We start from the raw sequence: 21,153 nt of genomic DNA on the forward strand, positions 1-21,153 counted from the left end.
TAAGAGAAGTATTCAATAATTAGTCAAATTTATCGACTGATTGATATTTAAATTATTCTATTTTTCGTTTGGGCGAATATTGGCAATCTCTTGATGAAAGGCATCGATATCTTGAAAGTCGCGATACACACTGGCAAAGCGCACATAAGCGACATCATCTAATGTCTTGAGCTCACTCATGATAATTTCACCCAAAACCTTGCTACTTACTTCGCGCTCGCCCATTTGCCGCACGCGCTTTTCGATACGGCTAATCATTGCTTCTTGTTCATCAATGGTAATCGGGCGTTTTTGTAAGGGTAATAAAATCGAACGGCGCAGCTTGTCATTATCATAAGGTTCGATTTTGCCACTTGATTTGATAATGCGCGGCATCACTACTTCTACCACTTCAAAGGTCGTGAAGCGTTCCTGACAGCTATTGCATGAGCGGCGGCGACGCACTTGCGCGCCTTCAGCTGCCAGTCGTGAATCGATAACCTTGGTATCTGACGCATTACAATACGGGCAATGCATACTCTTTTCCTTGTCTTAATATTAAGCGCTATAGGAGCTATTACTGCTTGAATAATAGGATTTAAATAATACATTCAATGATTAATGTTAAACAACCTAAAAACATTAATCATTTTGCCACCAATAATGACATCATTTACCAATACAGAAGCTACCAAAAATCTTACCTAATAAATCGTCGGCACTGAATTCACCGGTAATCTCACCCAAACTGTGCTGTGCTTGGCGCAAGCTTTCTGCCACCAATTCTCCCGCTTTAAATACCGCGAGCTGCTCATGCGCCTCTGCTAACGAGTCAGCGGTACGTCTTAGCGCATCTATATGACGGGTACGAGCGATTAAACTGTTTTCTGGCGGATGGAAACCTACTTTAGCACATAAAGTTTTAACTAAGTCATCAATCCCTGCACCTGTTTCACATGAAACATTGACTTGTTCATAGCCGCGATTTTTGATTTCTGCTTGCGAAATAGACGTTATTTCTTTGCTGCTGTTATCGTTCAATAAATCGCTTTTATTGGCAATAATCAATAAGCGCTTGGCTTCCGGCAGCTCACCGAATAGCTGCTCAGCCAACTGTAATGGTGTGCTGTCACTTTCAAGGTCACGAGTCACATCATAAACCATCAGTAGTATATCAGCCTGTGTGATAGCGGTACGTGCACGTTCAATACCGATACGCTCAACCGTATCTTCAGTTTCACGCAAACCTGCGGTATCGGTTAAATGCAGCGTCAAGCCGTTAAGCACGACGGTTTCTTGCAGGGTATCGCGCGTTGTTCCAGCGACATCGGTCACGATAGCACGCTCTTGTCCTGCCAAACGATTCAACAAGCTTGATTTGCCAGCATTTGGTCTGCCCGCAAGCACCACATGAATCCCATCGCGTAACAGTTGACCTTGCTTAGCGGTCGCTAATACTTGCTGTATTTTAGCTTGCGTTTGCTCAAGTTTATCTTGGATAACCCCATCAGATAAAAAATCAACATCTTCTTCATCGGGGAAATCAATCGCTGCTTCAACGTGTAAGCGCAGATGAATCAACTGCTCAAGCAATTGATTGATTTTTTGCGAAAACTCACCGCTAAGAGAGCGAATCGCACTACTGGCAGCAGCGGCACTGGTGGCATCAATAGCATCAGCAATGGCTTCAGCCTGCACCAAATCTAATTTATCGTTATCAAAAGCACGGTAAGAAAATTCCCCTGCGCTCGCTTGTTTTGCACCCAGCTCAAACACCCGCGCTAACAGCTGATTTTGTAAGATCATGCCGCCATGCCCTTGTAGCTCAATCACATCCTCACCAGTAAACGAGTGAGGACCCTTAAAATAGAGCACCAAACCTTCATCAATGGTCGTACCATCAGCCTGATAAAAACGGCAAAAACTGGCCAAACGCGGCGTGAAAGCAGACTTACCAGTGAGCTGACAAGCAATATCATAGGCGCGTGCACCTGATAGACGAATAATCCCGACGCCACCACGCCCAAGCGGTGTCGCAATCGCCGCAATGGTCGGAAGTCCAGATAAACCGAATTTTTCAGGTGAATCACCTAAATCATGGGCGGCTAGTGCCATCTCTAAGGAATCCACAATCACTCTCAATAACCAAAAACCTCATTATAGACGGCTTAAGGCACACTGACAAAGCAAACTTCAATGAGCCGTTTTTTACAGCAGTGACATATAGCTATTTTCCTCAGTTATTAATTTAAGAAAATGCCATTGTTTAGCACATAAAAAACCACCGCCGTAGCGATGGTTTTTTATCAGTTCAAGTGTTGTTTAGTCCAAAACTTTAACGGTACGACGTTTTTGCTCTTCTTCAACTTTTCGGTTGATTAAGTACTGTTGGGTCATACTGAATAAGTTATTCACGGTCCAGTATAGTACCAAACCTGCGGGGAAGAACAACATGAAGGCGGTGAAGATAATCGGTAAAAACTTCATCACTTTCGCTTGCATTGGATCAGCGGGCTGCGGGTTTAGCTGCTGCTGTATAAACATTGATGCACCCATGAGGAGTGGTAAGATAAACCACGGATCCATCGCTGATAAATCCCGAATCCATAAGATCCATGGCGCATGACGCAGCTCAACACTCTCGACCAACACCCAATATAGCGCCAAGAAAATCGGCATTTGCATTAAGATAGGTAAGCAACCCGCCATTGGATTGACTTTCTCTTCTTTATAAATCGCCATCATTTCTTGCGACATTTTCATACGATCGTCGCCGTGCTCTTCTTTTAATATAGCAAGCCTTGGGGCGATTGCACGCATCTTCGCCATTGAATAGTAGCTCTTATTAGAGACCCACATCAAAGCGATTTTAACCAGCAGCGTCAACAGAATAATTGACCAGCCCCAGTTACCGATAACTTTATGAATACCATCCAAAACCGCAAATAATATCTTTGATATTGGCCATAGCAAGCCATAATCGACAGTTTGGTTAAGACCTGCTGCGACTTCTTTTAACTCAGCCTGTACCTTTGGACCAGCGTATAAGGTTGCATTTAAAGTTACTTGCTTATTTGGTGCAACATTGACAGGTTGGCTATTAAAACCAATAAAGTAATCATCGCCCGTTTCACGGCTAAAGAACTTACCGGTAAAGTTTTCAGGTGTCCAAGCAGAAACAAAGTAATGCTGTACGATGCCAACCCAGCCTTTATCACTGGTCGTGGTCAACTCACCATCATTAAACTTACCAAACTTCAGCTTATTGTAAGGGTCATCAGGTGTGCCCCAAGCGCCGCCCAAATAAGTCGCCATGCTCAGCGCGCCTTTATCAGACATTCCAGGATCTTTACTATTATCACGTTTTAACTGTGCAAACATCTGCCCTTGCCAAGCATTGGCAGAAGCGTTTTGGATTTTATAGCTGATATCAATCGGATATTTGTCTTGGGTGAAAGTAAAGGTCTTAGTAACTGTCACGCCATCTTTTTGATACGTAAGCGGTACTGATAGTGTTTGCTGACCTTTCTCCATCACATAGTTATTGGCAGTGTGGCTGTATTTGGCGCGACCTTCTGCGGTATCGATACCATTCTTACCAATCAGACCAGACTGCGCAACATAAACGCGATTGCTATTATTTTCTAGCAAGACGAAAGGCTTATCACTATCGAGTGTCGCATCATACTGCTTTAGCGCAGCATAAACGATGTCACCGCCTTCTGGATTGATTTTGATGTCATAGCGATCAGTGGTTACCGTAATCAGACCGGTATTGGCAGCAGGTGTCTCTGCTACCGTACCCGTACCCACTGGTAATGTCTGTACCGGAATGTCGCCTGCTGCGCCGCTGGTAGAAGGAATATCAACTCCTACCGATGTTGCAGTTTTTGGCACCGTCTCTACAGCTGGCGCATCGGCATAATCATCTCGCCATGCCAAAATCAGCAGATAAGCGGTGATTAGCATCGCAATGATGATCATCACCCGAAATATCTTTTGCATAAACCTTTCCTAGATTAAAAAATTAGGGAATGAAAAATCAGGCATGTGTCATGACCACCACACAGCATTAACCGGCATTCTTAGCGGTAATTCCAGCAGTCAATCACATAAAATGTTCATCATTTTACTAAAAAACCACTCTAAATGATACCAAGAGTGTGGATAACTTGTGGGTAACTAAATAGATATCCACAACTACCCAGTCGCTAACACGCTTTAGGTCTATTTCATCATCTGATTTAGACGAAAAACATAGCTTGTCGTATCTCTAAAAATATATAAACCTTGCCTTTTAACACCACCAACTACGATAGGAGATAAATATTTATAATGATAAGAAGATAAAGGTAACGGCACAAAATCAATACCATGTCCGCCCAAAGGATGACAGCGGCTAATACGTTTTAATAACAGCCAACTGCCTGACCAAATACCATGCCACGCTAAAGCTTGTTTGCCGTAATTCGAGCAAGTCGGATAATAACGACAACGAGCAGGTAGTATAGGGCTAATTATCTTTTGATAAAGTAAAATTAAATAATAAATAATTTTATATAAAAAATTATTTATTATATTATATAAATAATTCATTTTATTTTTTTTCTATTTTTTTAAATATATTATTTATCTCATTAATTAAATCTTTATTACTTAAACCTTTTATAGATTTTTTGACAATGAAAACGATATCTTTATTTTCTAAATAACAAGCCTTTACGCGAAACTGCTCACGTACCTGACGTTTGATTAAATTTCGTGCAACAGCAGTAGGTACTTTACGTTTAGTAATAGCCATACCGACTCGGGGTTGCTCGTGAGTATTGGTACGCACAAACGCCATCAGGTGGTTCTGATGAAGCTTACGCTCAGGCTCATCGAACACCTCACGGAAGGCAGCAGGCGTCAGTAAGCGCTGCGCTTTGGTGAAGCAAGCATTAGGTGGCGTTGAAACAGTATTAGACATAGTACAACCTAGTATAAGGGCTAATAACAATAGCAGAAATAATAGAGTAGAAATAATCGCAAAGTATAGAGACAAAAAAAGCGCCGATATGGGCGCTTTTGATATATGGCTAAGTGTCAGTTGTGATGATTGACGATCGCAATCTATAAATAATAATAGAAACACAACAAGCACTATCAGCCATGCTTATCGCAATCTACTGATTATACAGTAAGGCGATGACGTCCTTTAGCGCGGCGACGAGCTAAGACCTGACGGCCTTTTTTAGTTGCCATACGAGCACGGAAACCGTGAGTACGTTTACGCTTGATCACGCTTGGTTGGAATGTACGTTTCATAACTCACCTATCAAAATAATGGACTAAATTCGTAATAACGGAGGATTATACCACCGCATAGTATCTTGGTCAATAAACTAATTCAGTCTGTGTTTATGCAATCAGATTTTAGAACAGAAAGAATCTGTTCTAAGTTATCTATAGTAATACAACTCTTATTTGCAACTCCAGTCCAAGTGTTTAAGAAACTATTTTGACAATTGATTTTAAAAGTTATCCACAGTTTGTGTCCGTCATTATAATAATTAACTATTAATATATATAAGTATTGTTGTTATTGGGAGCCTTATTATCTGTGGTTAACTCATTTTTTTTCTTTAATATCAAAATACTAGGCTATGGATAAGGTTGTGGGTAACCTGTGGGTGAAATATGGATAACTTACAATATTAACTTATCCACAAAATTATCCACAGGCTTATCCACAAAAAACAAGGTGTTATCCACAAGGTGTTTGTGTTAGATTAGCCCCCTACATGATGTATGATTTTAAGTGATCTCACTATACAGCGGCTTAACTCAAAAACGAGCCGCTCTATCGGTAAAGATTCAGTGATATTCATAATAAAAACAGTGTTCTTTTGACCAGTTATTTTGGACTATAGGGTTAGTATATTTCATGATTGATACAGCAACTATTTGGGATAAATGCTTAAACGACTTACGTTATCACGTTAAAGACAACGTCTTTACTATGTGGTTAAGACCATTATCTGCTCATCAAGAAGCAAATAGCTTGATTATTCTTGCTCCTAATGATTATTTTGTGACCTATATAAAAAAGAATCATTTGCAAGATATCCAACAGCTGGTTGCTAAACATAGCCAAGGTAGTATCGAAGATGTTATTGTTCGTGTTGATAATGCTGGTCGAGACATAGAGGATAGTAATCAGCAGTCAGGTTCATTGTTTGCAGAGGATAAGCCCTCCCCTCCCCCTACAGATCACAGTTTTCAAACCACCCATAATAATATGGCTAGGGCAGATATTGATGCCAATATGCGTCATGCTGAACTGATCGAATCTGCCGATGCCAAATCATTAAGTTATCTAAACCCTGATTTTACCTTTGAGACCTTTGTCACTGGTAAGTCTAATAATCTGGCTTACAAAGCCTGTTATGAGCTTGGAAAACGCCAATCAAAAAATCGACACAATCCTTTATTTATATACGGACCTTCTGGTTTGGGAAAAACGCATTTAATGCATTCTGTAGCACATCGCTATTTAAAAAATAATCTAAGTTTTTATTATTTCACTTCTGAAAAGTTTATTAATCAATTGGTTTATTCATTAAGAAATAATAAAATAGAAGATTTTAAAAAGAAAATAAAAAAAGTAGATTTGTTAATTGTAGATGATATTCATGTATTGGCTGGAAAGACGAAAAGTAGTAATGAGTTTTTGACGCTATTTGCCGATTTCACCAGTGGTGATAAACAACTAATTTTGGCATCAGATCGTCATCCATCACAAATGACGGAGTTTGATGAGCGCTTTAGATCTCGCTTCTCTTGGGGTTTGACGGTTGCGGTCGATCCTCCTGAGATCGATACGCGTGTACAAATCCTACAGAGAAAAGCGGCATCTTATGGAATGAGTCTTCCTAAAGAATGTGCGTTATTCATTGCTCAAAACGTGGTTTCTAACGTTAGGCGTTTAGAAGGTGCGTTAAATCAGGTGTTTGCTAATGCTAATCTTACGGGTGCGCCCATTACGCTTGAAATGGTGCAATACGCGCTAAAAGACATTGTTGCGATGCGTGTTCAAGCCGTGAACATGGACAATATTCGTAAGGTAGTTGCCGAATACTATGATGTAACGGTCAAAGATATTATGGGACGAAAACGTACGCGCAGTATCGCAAGACCGCGTCAAATCGCGATGGCTTTATCACGCGAACTAACGAGTGATAGCTTTCCTGAAATTGGACAGTCATTTGGTGGTCGCGATCATACGACAGTGATGCATGCTTGCGATAAGGTCAATGAGCTACGCGCTGCCGATCCGGCATTTGATAAGGATTACAAGACATTGGCGTTGATGTTACAAGCGGGTTAGACAGTTGTGGTGTCAAGATATTTCCGTAAGCAGATATGATTTATAATACTTTAAGTATCATGAGACACCAGCTATATGGATTATCGTCAGTAGACAGGGTATTATTAAGCCAGTATTTTGAAACTATATAAAAAGAATCCTTTCAATAAGAGTAACTAATAAACAAGAGTAACTAAGCATGCAATTATCGATTAATCGAGAGTCGTTACTAAAAGCTATTAACCTCATCGCTAAGGCTGCAGATAAGCGCCACAATATGGTTATTCTGGGTAATATTAAGCTTCAGTTGTCTGAATCAGCGCTGATTTTGACCGCATCTGATTTAGAAGTAGAGCTGACATCGACGTTGAAATTGCCTGCCGGTGCTTGTATTGAAGCCGGTACAACGACGTTACCTGCGACCAAACTTAAAGATATTTGTAAATCACTGCCGTCGCAAGCGCAAGTCAATCTTACCACGCAAGAAAATGAGCGTTGCCTGTTGACCAGTGGCAAAAGTCGTTTCACCTTAGGGACATTGCCTAGCGAAGATTATCCAAGTCTTGGTAATCCTGAAAATATCACACCTTTAACCATCAGTCGTAGCCGTTTGACGGATTTGATTCATAAAACCCAGTTTGCGATGGCCATTCAAGATGTTCGTTATTATTTAACGGGTATGTTGTTTGATGTTTCACAGCAGCAATTGACTACAGTTGCAACCGATGGACACAGACTGGCTTTAGCGCGTAGTGTTATCGATGCCAATGCCGATTTGAATATGCAGGCGATTTTACCGCGTAAAGCTGTGATTGAGCTTGAGCGTTTGGCATCAGAGCTTGGTAAGATGCTGGGTGATAAAGACAATGCAGTCACGCTAAGTTTTGGTCGTGAATTCTTGCAAGTAAGCTTGCCGTTTGGTGATGTGGATAGTGTAGGGCAAGTAAATGATAATTTGATGGTGACGTTTACAGCGCGTCTTATCGATGGCAAATTCCCTGATTATCGCCGTGTCATGCCAAGTAATACAGATAAGCTTGCTTTGTTTAATCAAGAAAAAATGACAGATGTGTTGCGCCGTGTGGCGATTTTGAGTAATGAAAAGTCTCGCGGCGTGGTATTTAACTTTGCCAGTGATGGTATGGTAGAAGTACGCGCCAATAACGCTGAACAAGATGAAGCAGTCGAGATGATACAAGCGAAGTATCAAGGCGAGCCGATGGAGCTGTCTTTTAATGCCGCTTATCTACAAGATGTATTAGGTGTCATTCAAGGTGATTTACAGATGCACATGAGCCAATCAAATGCTTCGGTATTGGTCAATCAGCTCAATGACGACTTTCATCAGTATGTCATTATGCCAATGCGCATATAGTGCGACTCTATTATAAAATATTTAAAAATAAACTTTTGCCTGCTATTTTGTAGGTAGTCATATAGGCGGCTGTCACTATTATGATTGAACGTCTACAGATTTCAAATCTGCGTAATTTAACCCAAGTGAATCTACAGCCTGCTGCTTGCAACGTCATTATCGGCGATAATGGGAGTGGTAAAACCTCATTGCTTGAGGCAATATTCTTACTATCGCGGGGTAAGAGTTTTCGTCATCACCAGCCTAAACGCTATATCCAACACCATCAAAATGCGGCCACCGTACACGCGAAGCTAAGTGATAGCAGTACCTTAGCTATTCAAAAGCAAGCCGATGCGACGACGGTTCTACGTCTGAATCAAACCACGGTTTATAACCAAAGTATCTTAACTGAACAGCTACCCACATTACTTATAGATCCATCGACGATGGATATGTTGGAGCAGGGTAGTGCCAGTCGTCGGCAGCTCTTAGATTGGCTAGTGTTTCACATGAAACAAGGTTTTCACCCACAGTGGGTAGCCTATCAACGTTTACTAAAACAGCGCAATAGTTTGCTAAAAAAAAGCCGCCATCTGACGCAGGTTCAGCTTGCGGAGCTAAAATCATGGGATAAAGGGCTTAGTAATCATGCTGCGCTTATTCATCATTACCGTGAACGTATCTTTACAGAATGGCAGCCTTACTTTGCTGACAGTATCGCGCAATTATTGCCTACATACGCTGAGCAATTAAGCTTGAGCTATAATGCCGGCTATGACACTAGTGTGGCACTTGATGTACAGCTTAACGAGCGTTTAGAGCAGGATTTACAACTGGGTTATACGCGTATTGGTAACCATCGCGCTGATATTCATGTGCATTGGCGCTCTAGCGATATAGCACAAACGACCAGTGACGATGGAAAGGACGCTAGTTCGAATCCCACCGCAAATACAGACCTTAATACCAAACTACCAACTTTAAAAGAACAAGCGGCCAATGTATTGTCTCGCGGTGAGAAAAAGCTGTTAATCACCGCCTTACGCTTATCACAATTGCCATTATTGCTTAATGACGAAAGAGTCGAGCTTGCTATCGACAAACAGAGTCATAGTGCTGCTGCGTTTAGTGACCATATCAAATCGAAAGCCACCCCAGTGGTGTTGCTAGATGATATCACTGCAGAGTTGGATAATAGGGCGATAGAGATTTTATTATCGACGTTAGCGCAGCTGCCATGTCAGGTATTTATGACCAGCTTGACTGATGATATCTTACCGTTGGTCCATCAATATTGGTCAGAACCTAAGACGTTTCATGTGAAACAAGGAAGTGTGCTACTTTTATAAAATGCACTTTTCAATGAATAATATAGTCTGAATTTTTGCTTAACTCTTATCTCATTTCACTGATACTTTCTCTAAATCATCGTCATTAAGCGCATCTTTGCAGTAAAATAACGACAATCCTAAACTACTGGCTCGATACCGATAAAACTGTCAGTAAACAGTGACTTAGCGGCAAAAAAATGCTAAAATGGAACTTTGTTTTTGTCCTATTCTCAGCAAGTTATCTTAGAGGTTTCTATGGATGTTCTTCAAAGCTTATAGATATTTAAGTGTTTGATAAATATGCGCTTAATATTACTTTACTTTAATGATATTTAAAAAAAATAGAAGCGTATATTAAAAACGTTAGTTGAAAAATGGCTATGTTTAGAGCTGCTTTTTTAACACTGCTTTATATCTCTTTAAGCGACATCTGATGACGTTTTAGTAAATACTATAACTAAATATTTTAACCGTGAACGTTAAATCTAAGATAACGTCATTCAGTATCGCCGTCGTGGTGGGCTGATGACAAATAGCTGATGATGGCTAGATTAAGGAATGTACATGAGTGATTCATTACCTATCGACCACGAGCAATTGGCGCCAGACAGCGTTGTGGATACTATTGCCCCCGCTGCCATCCCTGAAGGATTGCCCTCTGATTATAGCTCCAAAGACATTCGTGTATTGCGTGGACTAGAAGCAGTGCGCGTACGTCCTGGTATGTATATCGGTGATACCGATGATGGTACCGGCTTGCATCATATGGTCTTTGAGGTGGTGGATAACTCGATTGATGAGGCATTGGCTGGCCATTGTGACCAAATTGACATTATCATTCATGAAGATGAGTCTGTCAGTGTCATGGATAACGGTCGCGGTGTTCCCGTCGATATCCATCCAGAAGAAGGCGTGTCGGCAGCACAGGTTATTATGACCGTACTGCACGCGGGTGGTAAGTTTGACGATAACAGCTATAAAGTATCAGGCGGTCTACATGGTGTCGGTGTCTCTGTTGTTAACGCCTTGTCTAAAAAGCTTGAGATGAATATCTGGCGTGAAGGCTATCATTATCATCAAACTTATACTGATGGTGTCCCTGATGCCGATATTCAGCAGATGGAAGCGACAGATAAAACTGGTACGCAAATTCGTTTTTATCCAAGTAATGATGTCTTTACGGGCACTATCTTTGAGTATGATATTTTAGCCAAGCGCTTACGTGAGCTGTCTTTCCTAAACTCAGGAGTGCGTATTGTCTTAACGGATGAGCGTATTGATAAGCGTCATGAATTTGAACATAAAGGCGGTTTGTCAGAGTTTGTCAGCTACATCAATGCGGGTAAAGATGGCATCAACGAAGTCTTTCATTTTGTCAGTGAGCAAGATGATGGCATCAGTGTTGAAGTGGCGCTGCAATGGACAGATACTTATAACGAAAAAGTATTGTGCTTTACCAATAATATCCCGCAGCGCGATGGTGGGACGCATTTATCTGGTTTCCGCTCAGCACTCACGCGTGTTCTAAACAGCTATATGGATCGTGAAAACTTATCTAAAAAAGAGAAAGTCGTCGCGACTGGTGATGATGCTCGTGAAGGTTTGACAGCGATTGTTTCTGTCAAAGTACCTGATCCCAAGTTTTCAAGCCAAACCAAAGATAAACTGGTCTCAAGTGAAGTAAAATCTGCTGTCGAATCAGCGATGCATGATAAGTTTAATGATTACTTATTGGAAAATCCAAGTGCGGGTAAAGCGATTGGTAGTAAGATTATCGATGCCGCGCGTGCCCGTGATGCGGCGCGTAAAGCTCGCGAGATGACACGTCGCAAGACCACGTTAGATATCGCTGGTTTACCGGGTAAATTGGCAGATTGCCAAGAAAAAGATCCGGCACTATCAGAGCTTTATATTGTGGAAGGTGATTCTGCAGGTGGCTCAGCGAAACAAGGTCGCAGCCGTAAGACCCAAGCGATTTTACCATTAAAAGGTAAGATTCTTAACGTTGAGCGAGCCCGTTTTGATAAGATGCTATCTTCTGCTGAAGTCGGTAACCTAATTACCGCGCTTGGCTGTGGTATTGGTCCGGATGAATATAATCCTGACAAGGTCCGCTATCACAAAATCATCATCATGACCGATGCGGACGTTGATGGGTCGCACATCCGTACTCTTTTATTGACTTTCTTCTTCCGCCAAACGCCTGAGCTGATTGAACGCGGTTATATTTATATCGCCCAGCCACCGCTTTATAAGGTAAAAAAGGGTCGTCAAGAGCTGTATCTAAAAGACGATGAAGCTTTAAAAGCTTATTTATTGTCATCAACGATTGACAATACCAAGCTACATATCAGTGCGGATGCGCCGGCTATTACTGGTCAAGCGTTAGAAACGTTATTAAACGACTATAACCAAACCCAACTGATTAAAGCGCGTTTGCAGATTCGTTATCCAGCAGTGTTATTGGATGCGTTGACGCATACACCAAAGCTTAGTACGGATATGACCTATGATAAATCGGCGATGGAAGCGTGGAAAGCATCTTTACAAACGCAACTTGAGCGCTTTGGTAGTGATTTAAATCCTGAAATTGAGCTGATCAATATCCATGCGCCGCAACCAAAAAATATGGATGCGGCTGCCGCTGATTTATTAGGCATGAGACCTGTGGTAGAGCCTGAACAGAGCGTCGCGTCAGATAGTGACGGTGAAGCACTCTCTGCTAAAGCCCAATGGTTGCCACGTATCACCGTTTATGTGCATCAGTTAGCGCATCATTATCTGCTAGACGCCAGCTTTATCAATTCAGGTGAGTATACCAAGCTGCTACGCTTATCAGCTGAATGGAATACGTTGCTTGCAGAAGATGCTTTTATCCGCCGTGAAGCAACAGCGGGTACGACCAAAGATATTCCTGTACATGACTTTGATTATCTCTGGCAGCAAATGATGCTTGATGCACGTCGTGGTTTGGCCATTCAGCGCTATAAAGGTCTGGGTGAGATGAACGCTGATCAGCTATGGGATACCACGATGGATCCTGAAAATCGTCGTATGCTACGCGTGACGATTGAAGATGCGATTGCTGCTGATCATATGTTCACTTGTTTGATGGGTGATCATGTTGAACCACGTCGTATTTTCATTGAAGAGAATGCGCTGACGGTATCTAATTTAGACATCTAAACTGGCTATGAAAAGTTGCTTAATGACTATTAGTTAATAAAAAACCACCGCCTTGTTGCCAAGGCGGTGGTTTTTTATTATTAAAGTTGTTTCACGTGAAACTTATTATAATAAGCGAAAATAAAATGATAGAAGTTATACTACTGGCTATAGCGCTAGCCATGGACGCGTTTGCCGTTGCAATTGGGCTAGGGGCTAAATCGCAAAAACAAGATAAGCAGTATGTGCTGCGCTTAGCCATTTATGCTGGTTTGTATTTTGGTATCGCGCAGGGCGTGATGCCACTGATAGGTTATTTATTGGGCGCAGTATTATTAGGCTGGTTAGCGACTGCTGCACCGTGGATTGGTGGTGGTATCCTTATTGTGCTTGGTGCTAAGATGTTATATGAAGCATTCACTGGTGAGATTGAAGCGCTAGTAGAAGACAGTTCCGATGAGAATATACAAGAAAAAATCAATCATCGTATGATGTTTACACTGGCTATCGCTACCAGTATTGATGCGATGGCAGCAGGCTTTACTTTAAATTTACTAGCACTTAATGCATGGCTAGCGTGCTTCATTATCGCTATTGTCACCGCTGGATTTGGCTTTTTCGGTATCTATTTAGGTAAATCTTCAGGAACTTGGCTTGAGGATAAAGCTGAAATACTTGGTGGATTGGTATTGATAGCCATTGGTATAAAGGTGATGTTTATCCATTAATAAGTACCATTATTTGGCTTTGTTTTATACAATAAAAATCACCACCTTAATCATTAAAGTGGTGATTCTTTGTTTCACGTGAAACTATAACTATTTTATATTAACTACTATTTATTCTTCGTCAGTATCAAAACGCCAGGCGAGTATACGAGTGCTTTTTTGACCTTGGCTCATCTCGATGATACGCATTTGGGCGACGCCAAGTTGTTTTAACAGCAGTTGTAGAGGCTTTACATTTTCTGACTTAGATACCAGTGTCGTAAACCAGCCAACATGCTCAGCAAAGTCTTGACTCTCTTTTGCCATCTTGGTTAAGAAGGCAATCTCGCCGCCTTCACTCCACAACTCTTTATGCTGACCGCCAAAGTTTAAATTCTGTGCTGCATTGCCAGATTTTGTCGAGCTGCGGCTGATTTGTTCGTTTTCATTCTTACCGCGATGTCGTTGCAAATTGTGCTGCTTACGACTATTGGCTTCCATCGCTTCCTCTAATGACGCATGAAACGGCGGATTACATACCACCACATCAAAGTAATCTTGACGACCAATGATATTTTTAAAGATAAATTTAGGTTCAGGTTGTAATTTTACTTTAACCGCACTTTTTAGCTTAGGATTGGCCTCGCAAATAAGCGCGGCGGTATTGACCGAAATAGGATCAATGTCTGAAGCCGTAAAGCGCCAGCCATAGCTTTGGCTACCAACAATAGGGTAAATCGCACTGGCACCGGTACCAATATCAAGGGCGTGAATCTCTTTACCTGTTGGCGGCGTATTGTCTTTATTAACATGCGTCGTTTGCGCAAGCAAATCGGCAATGTAATGAATGTAATCGGCACGACCAGGAATAGGCGGGCATAAATATCCTTCCGGAATATCCCAAAATTTTACACCGTAATAATGCGCTAGCAGGGCCTGATTAAGGACGCGAACCGCCTCACTGTCAGAGAAGTTAATGGTCGGCTCACCATTCGGGTTGGTGATGGTGTGCTTGGCCAATTCAGGCAGGGCACGGGTCAATAGCGCAAAGTCATAACGACCTTGGTGTGGGTTGCGCGGATGTAGCTTACCGAGTTTTTTGGCAGTTTCAGGCGATCTGTTTCTGTGATTATTGGCGGTCGGGCGACGGGTCATAGGCTTACTGGTCATAGTATCGGGCTTTGATATGTGAATATAATGCACCATTTTAGCAGATTTCATCAGTCACTAGCGTCTTATCTCTTATCGACTACGTAAAATGAGATTTAAACCCAACACTATCATCGCTGTACCCAATACGCGGTCTATCCAATGCTCAAAACGCTGAAAACGTCGATGAATCGCAGGGATAGAGAGCAACATAACCACGGTACTAAACCATGCCATCTGCAAGACCATCATCCATACGCCATAAATAGCCAGTTGCCAAAGCGGTATATTGGGTGAAAGTACGAGGGTAAATATCGCCACGAAATATACGGGTGCTTTTGGGTTAAACACATTGCAAAAAAAGCCACGGCGCAGAATGGAAGCGGTTGATTCTGTATGGGTAGGCGGTTTTTTATTAGAAATGGCTTTATCAGAAAGCGTTGTGTGAGTGTTAATCGTCGTTTGCTTGGTAAGCGTATCTGGTGAAACGTGAGCGCTTGAATCTGTTATATTTTCTGAATTTGCTGAGTCTAATGGCTTTTTAGGTTTGGCTTGAATACCTTGCCATCCTAGATAAATAAGATAACTGCCACCTAACCATTTAATAGCGGTGAGTAATGGTTGCGAATGAGCAATCACCGTCGCCAGTCCTAGCACCGAATAAGTGATGTGTATCGCCAGACCCAAAGTAATACCAAGGCTACAAATCAAACCCGTGCGTCGCCCTTTTGCTAAGGTTTGCTGTGAGACTAATACAAAATCAGGGCCCGGAGAGGCGGCAGCGAGTAGATGGACGCTGGTGATAAGTAAAAAACCGTGCCAAAATTCCATAAAATGCTCTGAGTCATGTCTTGAGTTGGATAATAGTTGCACATTACCGTAAATGAGGTCAACTGATATTGATATCACCGCTGATATGGTGCTTGCGTTGCACCGAACGTATGTCTATATTGAAAGGAAGGTTTATTAGCTGTAGTAATATCAATTTAGTGTAATTTGTACCCTATAAATGAATGCTTTAAAAAGGATAAGACCATGACTACGGAAAGCCACAATAGCAATGATGCTGGAAATAACACTGGCAATGACACTCGCATTACCTATGACATCCAAGATTACATCTGCTTGATCGGGCTCAATCGCGCCGATAAACGCAATGCGTTTGACAGTCATATGATTAAGCAACTCTCTAAAGCACTAACTCGTTATGAAAATGATGCCAATCTGCGTTGTGCGCTGATATTCGCTCACGGTGAGCACTTCACCGCAGGGCTTGATTTAATGGAGCTACAGGATAAATGGGACAAAGGCGCATTTGAGTTTGCTGCCGACGAAATTGACCCGTGGGGTATCGGTGGAAAATTGCGCAGCAAACCCGTTGTCGTTGCGGTGCAAGGAACTTGCTTTACCGCTGGGATTGAGCTGATGCTCAATAGTGATGTCGTCATCGCAAGTAGCAACTGCAACTTTGCGCAAATGGAAGTCCAGCGAGGTATTATGCCATTTGGTGGCGCAACCGTGCGCTTCGTGCAAGCAGCTGGTTGGCAAAAAGCCATGCCTTATCTATTAACGGGTAAGAACTTCGATGCACAGACCGCGGATAGACTGAATTTGGTCAGTGAAGTGGTGGAAAATGGTGAGGAATATGAGCGTGCGCTAACCATCGCCCAAGAGATTTGCAACGCTGCACCGCTTGGCGTGCAAGGATTACTGTCCTCAGCACAAGATGCCAGTCGTAATGGCGCAAAAGTAGCACTCGCCAATATTCACGGCTATCTGCCGCATCTATTTCATTCAGAAGATGCAAAAGAGGGTGCGATGGCGATGGTTGAGAGAAGGGAAGCTGAGTTTAAGGGTAAATAAATGATAAGTTTTTCTGACAGTGAGCTATTTGGAAAATTACCTTCCCCAGAGTCGATTGAAGACTTACTACTTTTAGTTAAAAATCATGCATTAGAAAGGCGGAATGTTTATTTTTGGAGAGGCCAAAGTGATATTCAATGGCCTATACATAGCTCAGCATATAGAAGATTGAAAATAACTGGTAAAGAAGTAACTGAGCAGGATATGCAACATTATGAAGAATCTTTGCTTGAGCATGCTACTCATCAAGGTTATAGATATGAAGGTGCTAGGGAGCTTACCGATTTTGAGTTATTAGCTAAATTACAGCACCATGGAGCTGCTACAAGATTGATAGATTGTTCTAGAAATCTATTAGTAGGCTTGTGGTTTGCATGCATATCTGAACCACATAGTAATGGATTACTCTTTGGGTATCATTCTGATTTCGTTGGTGGAAATGAGAATAAGACTGAGAGTAGAGACTATTCAGATGTTTGTAAAAGACTGAAGACACATAATAATTCGCTCGTATGGCAACCTCCAGTTGTCTCAAAACGTATTGCATCTCAAAACGCTCAATTTCTTTTTAGTTTAGTCGTTGATAATCCTATTGGAAGCCTAGTAATAAATAATGATCTAAGTTCTTATATAGCTATAAATATAAGCCCTGCTTTCAAGAGATTAGCTGTTAAAGAATTAGAAGAAACTTTTGATATAAGGCATTTAACATTATTTCCTGATATTGATGGGTTTGGGTATGTGCATAGCTTTAGATTTGGTCAATTTCAACATCATCGCTGGTAAGCTGAACGGGTTTCTATTTTAGTATTTGGCGATGATGGCATTCATGTTGTACCCTAAAACATTATTTTGTCTAACTCAGGAGAATACGGTGTTGTACAACTTTGATGAAATAATAGACAGACGTGATACGGGGTCGTTTAAATGGCATTATAGCGATGACACGATTCCACTATGGGTTGCGGATATGGACTTTAAGACCGCCCAGCCTATTTTAGCGGCGATTGAGCAAGTAGCGCAGCATGGCATATTGGGTTACACCGTGCCGACCGAGCCGTTGTATCAAGCGATTATCGACTGGCATGGCAGTCGTTATGACTTGTGGCTGGATAAGCAGGATATCCTGTTTTCTCCGGGTGTCGTGCCAAGTTTGGTGCTGATGATGAAGGTATTTACTGAGGCAGGGGATGCGGTACTCATCAATGATCCTATCTATACGCCTTTTATGACCAAGGTTTTGGATAATGATCGTAAGCTGGTGAGTTCTGCATTACAGGAGGTTGAAGGGAAATATATTCTGGATTTAGCTGATATAGAAGCTAAAATTATCGAGCATAAAGTTAAGCTGTATTTGTTTTGCAATCCGCATAATCCGGGCGGACGTGTATGGACAGTGGATGAACTTGAGGCGCTGCTTTCGATTTGCAAAAAGTACGATGTGGCGATTGTCAGTGATGAGATTCATCAAGATCTAACTTTGAGTGGTCACACCTTTATTCCCTTTTTAACCCTAGTAAAAGGCTATGAGCACAAAGTAGTCAGCCTAACCTCGATGACTAAAACTTTTAATATTGCCGGTATCAAAGGCTCGATGATATTTGCTAAAGACAGCGCATTACTGAGTAAAATTAACCAGCAGCAACGTTTAAGTGATGAGCATGAGCTAAATTTATTTGCTTATACGGCAATGCGTAATGCTTATGAGCAAGGTGGTGAGTGGTTGGCGCAGGCGCTGATTTATATCGAAGCCAATATTGACTTAACCCTGCAATTTTTAGAAGAGCATTTGCCTAAAATTAAGGTGATGCGTCCAGAAGCTTCGTATTTGATATGGCTTGACTGCTCGGCATATGAGCAAGACGATCAAACGCTTTATGACAAATTGAGAGCCGCTAAGGTTGAGCTAAGTGCAGGGATTAAATATGGTGGTGAAGGACATCTAAAAATGCGCCTTAATGTGGCGTGTCCTAAAGCGCTGCTTTTAGAGGGCTTAAATCGTATGCATACCGCCTTATGTGATATAAGCCAGCCCTTATAAAATGAGATGAGATTCGCTTGTTTTAAGGGTTTACTTGACCCAAATTTTCTAAATCTACAAATTCCTTTTTGCCATGGATCTTGTACATTTTGCGCTCAATGTCTGGATAGTTGGTGATATCAATGGGTGGTCTGCTACCACCCATAAGATAGACGGCATCGCTATCGCTGTCGTTACGCATAGAATGCGCCGCTCCATGTGCTGGGAAGCCGACGAAATCACCAGTATTTAATAAATAAGTGTCATCGCCATAACGTAGCGTAAGCTTACCAGATAGCACATAAATGAACTCGTCTGATTCTTCATGATAGTGATGCTGAGTCGTTTCATCACCTGATTCAACGCGTACGAGATGCAAACCAAATTTGGTTAAACCAACGATGTCGCTCAATGAGACCGCATGGCGAATAGCTTGTTCGTTAAATTGGTGCACGTGTCTGGTTTCAGGAATGCTGTCAATATCAGACTTGATTAGGACATAATCTTGGGTGTTTTTAAGCTCAGGCTTCGATGTCATGGTCATTAAGTAATCCCCATTGTTATTATTTTAATTTCATAACAGTCGTAATGAGTAGAGTGCAAGGTTCGCGTTACTTAGCCGGATAACCAGTAATATCCTGAATGCTTTGATATAAAGGTTTTAAGCGCTCATACATTTTGAGATAAACCTCATTATAAAGGCGTTTGTAGAGCTGGACATTGGCGTCAATAGGCAAGAATTCATCGCCCAAATGGGTCATCGCCTCGCTTGCAGTCGCGTGATCAGGATAAACGCCAAGTCCCACCGCACAGTTAATGGCAGCGCCTAGTCCCGAGGCTTCATAAGTATGCGGTCGATAAGCGGGCATACCGAAGATATCGGCGGTGAGCTGCATCGCTGAGTCGCTTTGGGAGCCACCACCAGACACACGCAGGTGTTTAATGGGTTTGCCTGTACGCTTCTCAATGGTATCAAAGCCAAGCTTTAGCTCATAAGCCAGCCCTTCTAGAATAGCGCGGTAAACATGCGCTCGCGTATGCACATCGCCAAAACCAATGAGTGCGCCTTTGCCTTCAAGCCCCGGATGACGAACACCGGGTGACCAATACGGTTGCATCATTAATCCCATACAGCCCGCTGGAATGTCTTTTACCGCTTGATCGAGGAGTTTTTCGGTATCGATGCCTTGCGTCTTTGCCAGCTGCTCTTCATAGTGAGCAAATTGCTCCTTAAACCAGCTGACCATCCAAAAGCCGCGATAAATCATATACTCGTGATTATAGTAATTCGGCGTAGCAGCGGTGTAGGCGGGCATGTGCTTGAGGATCTCGACATAATTGCTCGAAGTGGTATTAATCGTCGCAGTAGTACCAAAACTTAAGCAGGCGGTATCTGCTGCGAGACCCGCTGCGCCTAGTGCTTCGCAAGCTTTGTCACTAGCAGCGGCAATCATTGGGGTGTCTTGTAAGATACCTGTGGCTTTGGCAGCTTTGGCGCTGATGTGACCTAGCGATTGACCAGGAGGGACGATTTTGGGCATTTGCTCTGGTGTACAACTAAATAAGCGCCATTTTAAATCTTTAGGTTTTAGCCACGCTTGCGCCTTGAAGTCATAAGGCAAATATCCAACCGAATGGCCTGTCGAATCGGCGAGTTCGCCGGTGAGCTGATAGGTGAGGTATGCGGAGAGGTTGACATAGTGTGCAGTCTTTTTCCAAATCTCAGGCTCATTTTGTGCAAGCCAGTTGCAGCGGGCTTTTTGCTGCGCCTCATTCACTAACTCACCCATGCCGATGATTTTGGTTAGCGGATTTAAGAAGCCTATGTCATTGGTTTCGCCGCGACGCAAATCCATCCAGACGATAGCTGGGCGTAACGGTTGTTTATCCTTGTCCAAACATATCATTGTATAGCGCTGGGTGGCGAGGCTGACGCCGGCGATTTGCTCGGGCGTAATATCGCAGTTTTGCCACAATTGCTGACAGGCTTCGCTTAATTTTTGCCAATAATAATCGGCATGTTGCTCTGCAAAATTTGGCTGCGTTGAAAAATACGGCTCGATAATGACGCGGGCTTTGGCAATCTCGCTACCGAATTGATCGAAGATAAGCGCTCTGACGCTTTGGGTGCCATTGTCGATAGCTAAGAAATAAATAGGGGCATCAAGGTTATGGGTCATAGTAGTCCTTTACTATGTAGAAATAGATATATAGCTCAATAAAAATACGATGAT

The 21,153-nt window shown here is 42.2% G+C and carries 18 protein-coding genes; 8 read left to right on the top strand and 10 right to left on the bottom strand.

Annotated elements, in window-relative coordinates:
* Positions 1 to 57: 57 nt before the first annotated feature.
* The 6 genes from nrdR to rpmH all read right to left on the bottom strand — a co-directional run bounded on the left by nrdR (position 58) and on the right by rpmH (position 5,286).
* Positions 58 to 516, bottom strand: a complete 459-nt coding sequence (gene nrdR, locus FQ084_RS08775; protein ID WP_149490272.1) for a transcriptional regulator NrdR — start codon at positions 514 to 516, stop codon at positions 58 to 60.
* A gap of 132 nt (positions 517 to 648) precedes the next feature.
* The gene (mnmE, locus tag FQ084_RS08780) at positions 649 to 2,094 is read right to left on the bottom strand and encodes a tRNA uridine-5-carboxymethylaminomethyl(34) synthesis GTPase MnmE (protein WP_149490689.1); all 1,446 of its coding nucleotides are present in this window, start codon (positions 2,092 to 2,094) and stop codon (positions 649 to 651) included.
* 207 nt (positions 2,095 to 2,301) lie between these two features.
* Positions 2,302 to 3,984, bottom strand: coding sequence for a membrane protein insertase YidC (gene yidC, locus FQ084_RS08785; protein ID WP_149490273.1), 1,683 nt, complete (start codon positions 3,982 to 3,984; stop codon positions 2,302 to 2,304).
* Positions 3,985 to 4,206: 222 nt separating this feature from the next.
* Positions 4,207 to 4,575 (bottom strand): membrane protein insertion efficiency factor YidD, encoded by a 369-nt coding sequence (yidD, locus tag FQ084_RS08790; RefSeq protein WP_149490274.1) that lies wholly within the window; start codon positions 4,573 to 4,575, stop codon positions 4,207 to 4,209.
* 1 nt (position 4,576) lies between these two features.
* Complete coding sequence (rnpA, locus tag FQ084_RS08795; protein ID WP_149490275.1) at positions 4,577 to 4,948, bottom strand: ribonuclease P protein component; 372 nt, start codon at positions 4,946 to 4,948, stop codon at positions 4,577 to 4,579.
* A 203-nt stretch (positions 4,949 to 5,151) separates the two neighbouring features.
* Positions 5,152 to 5,286, bottom strand: a complete 135-nt coding sequence (gene rpmH, locus FQ084_RS08800) for a 50S ribosomal protein L34 (protein WP_007394757.1) — start codon at positions 5,284 to 5,286, stop codon at positions 5,152 to 5,154.
* Positions 5,287 to 5,905: 619 nt separating this feature from the next.
* Here rpmH and dnaA point away from each other — a divergent pair.
* From dnaA to FQ084_RS08825, 5 genes are all read left to right on the top strand, one after another.
* Positions 5,906 to 7,348 carry a chromosomal replication initiator protein DnaA gene (gene dnaA / locus FQ084_RS08805; protein ID WP_149490276.1) on the top strand — a complete coding sequence of 481 codons (1,443 nt, stop codon included), beginning with the start codon at positions 5,906 to 5,908 and terminating at the stop codon, positions 7,346 to 7,348.
* Positions 7,349 to 7,526: 178 nt separating this feature from the next.
* On the top strand, positions 7,527 to 8,702 hold the full coding sequence (dnaN, locus tag FQ084_RS08810; RefSeq protein ID WP_149490277.1) for a DNA polymerase III subunit beta: 1,176 nt from the start codon (positions 7,527 to 7,529) through the stop codon (positions 8,700 to 8,702).
* A gap of 80 nt (positions 8,703 to 8,782) precedes the next feature.
* Positions 8,783 to 10,033, top strand: coding sequence for a DNA replication/repair protein RecF (gene recF, locus FQ084_RS08815; protein WP_149490278.1), 1,251 nt, complete (start codon positions 8,783 to 8,785; stop codon positions 10,031 to 10,033).
* A 546-nt stretch (positions 10,034 to 10,579) separates the two neighbouring features.
* Complete coding sequence (gyrB, locus tag FQ084_RS08820; RefSeq protein WP_149490279.1) at positions 10,580 to 13,201, top strand: DNA topoisomerase (ATP-hydrolyzing) subunit B; 2,622 nt, start codon at positions 10,580 to 10,582, stop codon at positions 13,199 to 13,201.
* Between the two features lie 125 nt (positions 13,202 to 13,326).
* The gene (locus FQ084_RS08825; RefSeq protein ID WP_149490280.1) at positions 13,327 to 13,908 is read left to right on the top strand and encodes a manganese efflux pump MntP family protein; all 582 of its coding nucleotides are present in this window, start codon (positions 13,327 to 13,329) and stop codon (positions 13,906 to 13,908) included.
* A 111-nt stretch (positions 13,909 to 14,019) separates the two neighbouring features.
* Here FQ084_RS08825 and rlmF read toward each other — a convergent pair whose 3' ends face one another.
* Together rlmF and FQ084_RS08835 are read right to left on the bottom strand one after the other, a co-directional pair.
* A complete protein-coding gene (gene rlmF / locus FQ084_RS08830) occupies positions 14,020 to 15,057 on the bottom strand; it encodes a 23S rRNA (adenine(1618)-N(6))-methyltransferase RlmF (RefSeq protein ID WP_149490281.1) in 1,038 nt (345 codons plus the stop codon).
* A 72-nt stretch (positions 15,058 to 15,129) separates the two neighbouring features.
* On the bottom strand, positions 15,130 to 15,867 hold the full coding sequence (locus tag FQ084_RS08835; protein WP_149490282.1) for a LysE family translocator: 738 nt from the start codon (positions 15,865 to 15,867) through the stop codon (positions 15,130 to 15,132).
* Between the two features lie 204 nt (positions 15,868 to 16,071).
* Between FQ084_RS08835 and FQ084_RS08840 the strand changes: the two genes are divergently transcribed.
* From FQ084_RS08840 to FQ084_RS08850, 3 genes are all read left to right on the top strand, one after another.
* On the top strand, positions 16,072 to 16,899 hold the full coding sequence (locus tag FQ084_RS08840) for a crotonase/enoyl-CoA hydratase family protein (RefSeq protein WP_149490283.1): 828 nt from the start codon (positions 16,072 to 16,074) through the stop codon (positions 16,897 to 16,899).
* Positions 16,900 to 17,685 (top strand): FRG domain-containing protein, encoded by a 786-nt coding sequence (locus FQ084_RS08845; RefSeq protein ID WP_149490284.1) that lies wholly within the window; start codon positions 16,900 to 16,902, stop codon positions 17,683 to 17,685. It begins immediately after the preceding gene.
* Between the two features lie 88 nt (positions 17,686 to 17,773).
* A complete protein-coding gene (locus tag FQ084_RS08850; protein WP_262880714.1) occupies positions 17,774 to 18,940 on the top strand; it encodes a MalY/PatB family protein in 1,167 nt (388 codons plus the stop codon).
* A 22-nt stretch (positions 18,941 to 18,962) separates the two neighbouring features.
* Here the strand turns inward: FQ084_RS08850 and FQ084_RS08855 are convergent, their stop codons facing one another.
* Both FQ084_RS08855 and FQ084_RS08860 read right to left on the bottom strand, forming a co-directional pair.
* Entirely contained in the window at positions 18,963 to 19,463 is a 501-nt protein-coding gene (locus tag FQ084_RS08855; protein WP_149490286.1) for a cupin domain-containing protein, read from the bottom strand.
* Between the two features lie 67 nt (positions 19,464 to 19,530).
* Positions 19,531 to 21,099: an FGGY-family carbohydrate kinase gene (locus FQ084_RS08860; protein WP_149490287.1), complete on the bottom strand. Its 1,569-nt coding sequence runs from the start codon at positions 21,097 to 21,099 to the stop codon at positions 19,531 to 19,533.
* Positions 21,100 to 21,153 lie beyond the last annotated feature (54 nt).

The organism is Psychrobacter sp. ANT_WB68, assembly GCF_008369115.1.
Lineage (GTDB): Bacteria > Pseudomonadota > Gammaproteobacteria > Pseudomonadales > Moraxellaceae > Psychrobacter.